Origin of the sequence: Achromobacter sp. GbtcB20 (assembly GCF_019091095.1) — a bacterium.
GTDB classification, from domain to species: domain Bacteria; phylum Pseudomonadota; class Gammaproteobacteria; order Burkholderiales; family Burkholderiaceae_B; genus Achromobacter; species Achromobacter mucicolens.
Genome location: NZ_JAGXJZ010000381.1, coordinates 1 through 319 on the forward strand (window position 1 = coordinate 1; position 319 = coordinate 319).

General features: G+C 57.4%; 1 protein-coding gene. It reads right to left on the minus strand.

The window, feature by feature from the left end; all coding sequences use genetic code 11:
* Positions 1 to 319 (minus strand): hypothetical protein (locus tag KVT32_RS29415; protein ID WP_217619354.1); only part of this gene is annotated, 319 nt, incomplete at both ends.

The window sequence follows — 319 nt, forward strand, 5'->3', positions numbered from 1 at the left end:
GCTTCGTGATGTCCCGTGCGCGAACTGAACAGGAACTCGACGATGCTGGGGACGAATTGCTGCAGATAATGGCTGGAAAGGCCAAATCCCATGGCCGAAATCGCTGCTGCCACATAGGGTGCAACGGGGCCTAGCAGCGGAAAGAGCTGGGCTTCAATGACGGGATCCAGGCCGTCCCAGATGACGAGGCTGCCGCTGACGATGATGGTCTCGGTGATCTTCGACACGAGATCGGCCTTGCTCATGTTGCTCGCGTCCTTGAACAGCGACCAAGCCGCCGTGCCCAGATCAAATATATTGCGCGCCAGTTGGTAAATCT